The 4,209-nt window shown below is 57.4% G+C and carries 4 protein-coding genes; 3 read left to right on the top strand and 1 reads right to left on the bottom strand.

From position 1 onward, the window contains the following. A partial coding sequence (locus ACY692_RS14335) for an HTH domain-containing protein (RefSeq protein WP_462326062.1) occupies positions 1–252 on the top strand: 252 nt, incomplete at its 5' end. A gap of 199 nt (positions 253–451) precedes the next feature. Here the strand turns inward: ACY692_RS14335 and ACY692_RS14330 are convergent. Continuing rightward, a complete protein-coding gene (locus ACY692_RS14330) occupies positions 452–577 on the bottom strand; it encodes a hypothetical protein (RefSeq protein WP_462326061.1) in 126 nt (41 codons plus the stop codon). A 151-nt stretch (positions 578–728) separates the two neighbouring features. On the opposite strand from ACY692_RS14330, the gene ACY692_RS14325 reads away from it, so the two are divergent. Both ACY692_RS14325 and ACY692_RS14320 read left to right on the top strand, forming a co-directional pair. Further along, positions 729–1,604 (top strand): hypothetical protein, encoded by an 876-nt coding sequence (locus tag ACY692_RS14325; RefSeq protein ID WP_462326060.1) that lies wholly within the window; start codon positions 729–731, stop codon positions 1,602–1,604. A gap of 85 nt (positions 1,605–1,689) precedes the next feature. Continuing rightward, positions 1,690–4,209 (top strand): ATP-binding cassette domain-containing protein (locus ACY692_RS14320; RefSeq protein ID WP_462326059.1); only part of this gene is annotated, 2,520 nt, incomplete at its 3' end.

The raw sequence follows: 4,209 nt of genomic DNA, 5'->3' as shown, positions 1-4,209 counted from the left end.
GAAGTACCGGAGTTTGAGGCGACAGAAGACTATATGAAGGTTGTTGTCGGAAAAGTGTCGGAAAAGATGTCGGAAAAGATTCTTGCCCTCTTAACCGACACGCCAAATCTGAATATTGCCCGGTTGGCAGAGGAACTCTCGGTTTCTTCCCGAACCGTTGAACGCAACCTGAAAAAACTTCAGGAACATGGCATGCTGGAACGGATCGGAGGGAAAAAAACCGGCTCCTGGAAGGTTCTGGTGAAACAATAGCTCTCATGCATGAGGGCGGGGCCAGGGGCGGGTCGTGTTATCGGTCCCTTCCTCCAGCAGTTTGAAACCCTCCCCCAGCCCCTCCCTGAACTACGGGAGGGGGGCTACAGAGTGCGTGTATTCGTTCTATCCAGGTTATACGGGAAGATGTTTTCCGTCAGCAGTTGTCTTCAGCCGAGAGAGCTCTGATGGAAAGTAGCTATTGCCGGATGAACCCAAAAAAGCCATCCATCTCAACCAGGGCGTTGTTCAGTGCGGTAAGAGCCGGTTCGTCCATACCGAGCCAAGCCGCCAGCCTTTGACCCCCGCAAATCCTGCCACTCACGCTTCCATCCTGAAAATGTTCGACAATTCGTATTGATAAAATTCTTCCTTGCGACTAGGGTATGACAAAAAAATTCAGACTGAACACCCTTGCCCATATGTCGATCCCTTGACCGGATTGTCCACATTCAACACCAGGAGGATAGGCCGCAATGTCCATCATGAAACGGATTTCCCTAGTTTGTGCCCTGCTTGTTCTGTTTGGCGGGACCCAGGCTCTCGCCGAACCCGACACCCAGGCATATATCGAGCAGGCCCAGAGCATTCTGTCCCAGAAAAACATCCGGGACATGATGGATGTCTCCAAGACACTCAAGGAGTATGGGGCTTCCTTCCAAAAATCATTGCTCATGCCCCCTGATCTTTCCGCTGATCTCGGTCCGGGCCAGAGTGTCCACTTACTCATCGGTGCCTATCAATTTGACGCACTGTACGCAGCATCTTTTGGTCGCAAACAGGACGCAGCCAAGGCCATCCAGTCCATGGGCACATTGCTGAACACCACCAATCTGCAAAGTATCGTTTCAACGGCAGCCCTGTTTCCGCCCGAGCTCAATTGGATGCTGCGTGAACCAGACAAGGTGGACATCGACGATGTCATTGGGGCCTACGCTGCCAACGCCCCGAAATACAAGAAGATCATGGCCGACAAGCATGGTTTCGACGTGGTTGTGGATTCAGTGTATGGCGGATTGATCGAAGGACTGTACATCGCCACGAGATCAGCCCTGTTGATGAACGATCCCGTAGCCACCAACAAGATTCTTGCCGAATTCCAAACCAATATCGACTTGGTTCTCGACTTGTACAATATCTTTGAAAGCGACATGGACTATGCCAACGCAGTAGACGGATTCATGTTTTTGGAACGGGGCGAACGCGTCGGCTGGCTTCAGTCACTGGCCGATTTCCTGAATGTGAACAAGGGCAAGCTGACCATGGAACACGTCAAGGCCGTCGGTCGTTTCGTGTCCAAGGAACGGATGCGCCTTCTGTACAACGAATTCAACGACCTCGGTTTTGATTGATCCCCGGCCGGTGCCGAAACCCTGATCGCAATGAGGAGCAAAGGCCGACAAGTACGCTTGTCGGCCTTTGTTGATGGAGACCCCCATGACCCAGACAATGCTCGTCGCCGTGCTCAGGCTCTTCGCCCTGCTCTCGTCCATGCGGGGGGATGCAAAAACCAGGGCCACCCGATCCATGGTGGAACGTTATCTGGAAGAACATCTGAGCCTGCATGACCGGGAAGAACACCTTCTGCTGTTCGACGATTTTCTGGACATGGCCATGGCGGGCGACGACCAGTCCCGCAAACAGGGGGCCTGGGACATCTGCACGGAACTCTGCAGCAATCTCCCCCGGGAAGAGCACTACATCCTGCTGGCCAACATCATCTCCCTGTTCCAGCCGGACGACGATGACGCCACCACGGCCACCCTTCTGGCCTCGGCCCTGGACATGGACTGGGACGTGCTCCAGGATCTGGCCGACTTCATCCATCATCCCACCTCCTACGACCGTCTGGGCAAACGATTTCTGGTCCAGGACAGGGATGGTGCCCGGAACACATCCTCGTGCACCTTCCTGAACCTCTCCTCATTCAACGCCGCCTGGACCCTGCTGCTCATTCAGGAGACCGGGACCCTGCTGCTCATGCCCACACGCGGGCCCCTGACCATCAACGGCCGTCTGACCCGTGTCGGTCATTTCCAGATCCTGCCCCAGGGCGGGCTGCTGCGGGACGGCATGGGGAGGCCCTGCTACTATTCGGACATCAGCAAGGTTTTGCATCTGGGCAAGCAGTCTCCACCCGTGATCTTCGAAGGGAGAGAGCTGGATTTTCGGTTTCCGGGGAGCGACAACGGGCTGCACCATTTTTCCTTCAGGCAGGGATCGGGACAGCTCATCGGGATCATGGGGGGCAGCGGCACGGGCAAGTCCACCCTCTTAAGCATCCTGAACGGCACCCTGCCCCCCGACTCCGGCACCCTGCTCATCAACGGCCGCGACCTGTACGCGGATGATCCGGAACTCGAAGGCGTGATCGGCTATGTGCCCCAGGACGATCTGCTCTTCGAGGACCTGACCGTTGCCCAGAATCTCTATTACAACGCCCGGCTCTGCCTGAACAATCTCTCGCCCGAGGAGACCCGCAAACGGGTGGAGCAGACCCTCATCGACCTGGGCCAGGTGGAGACGAGCGACCTCAGGGTCGGCTCGCCCCTGGACAAGACCATCAGCGGGGGCCAGCGCAAGCGGCTGAACATCGCGTTGGAACTCATCCGCAAGCCTGCCATCCTCTTTGCCGACGAGCCCACATCAGGCCTCTCCTCGGCCGACTCATTAAACGTCATCACCCTGCTCCGGGAACAGGCCAACAACGGCTGCCTCGTCTTCGTGGTCATCCACCAGCCCTCCTTCCAGATCTTCCAGATGTTCGACTCCCTGTGGGTTCTGGACAAGGGGGGACGGCCCATCTACGAGGGCAACCCCATGGAGGCGGTCACCTATTTCCGCACCGCGGCCCAGCAGTCCGGGGCCGAGGAGTGCATGTGCCCCACCTGCGGGAACGTGAACCCGGGGCAGATCTTCGAGATCATCGAAATGAAACGGGTGGACGAGCGGGGACGGTTCACCACGGACCGGCTGGTCTCGCCTGAAGCATGGCACCAACGCTATCTGGAACGCAACAAAGCGACCCCTCGGCCACAGGATGACAACCCGTCCACCCCTCCACCACGCAGACTCTGGCGACCAAGCCAATGGGGCCAGTTCGCCATCTTCCTGACCCGCAACCTGCTCACCCGGCTGGCCAACCGGCAATACATGTTCATCAATATGCTCGAGGCCCCGCTCATCGGGCTGGTCCTGGCGTGGTTGTGCCGGGGATCGTCAGGGGAGAAGATCGCCTTTGTGGACAACGTGAACATCGCCATGTTCTTTTTCATGAGTGTGATCGTGGCCATTTTCATGGGGCTGAGCGTGAGTGCCGAGGAGATCGTCAGGGACCGCAAGATCCTCAAGCGGGAACAATTCCTGAGCCTGAGCCGGTTCGGGTACCTGAACGGCAAATGCGCCTTTCTGGCCGGGATGACCGCCATCCAGGTTGTGGGATTCATGCTGGTCAGCTTCCCGTTGCTGGGCATTCCCAACATGTACCTGCCCGGATTTGCCGTGCTCTTCAGTGCGGGATTCTGCTCCTGCCTGGTGGGGCTGAACGTGTCGGCCTCCCTCAAGTCCGTGGTGGCCATCTACATTCTGGTTCCCCTTCTGCTCATTCCCCAGATGCTCTTGTGCGGCAGTGTCATCGATTTCAACGAATTGGGCTCCAGAGACAACCCGGACAACTACGTACCCCTCTACGCCGGGATCATGCCCTCACGCTGGGGCTACGAGGCCCTGATCACCGAACAATACGCCAACAACGAGTATATGGAACCACTGTTCGAGCTGGACTGCGGCCTGCGACAGATCGACTTCGACCTGGATTATCGGCTGGAAGAGATCAAGAGCCTGGCCGATCGGCCGTTCATGAAGGCGGACAACGAGGACACGGGCAACACCCATGACGTGGCCCTGCGCACGGCCCGCAACGAGATCCGCAAACTGGAAACACGACTGGGCATGGAT

The sequence above is a fragment of the Desulfoplanes sp. genome, assembly GCF_054921335.1.
Note: the sequence above shows the minus strand (reverse complement) of the source record. Positions and strands in the feature narration are given on the sequence as shown.

What these genes read in the sequence shown, in the direction of transcription:
- ACY692_RS14325 (WP_462326060.1), top strand. Translation starts at nt 729, where the DNA reads ATGTCCATCATGAAACGGATTTCCCTAGTTTGTGCCCTGCTTGTTCTG.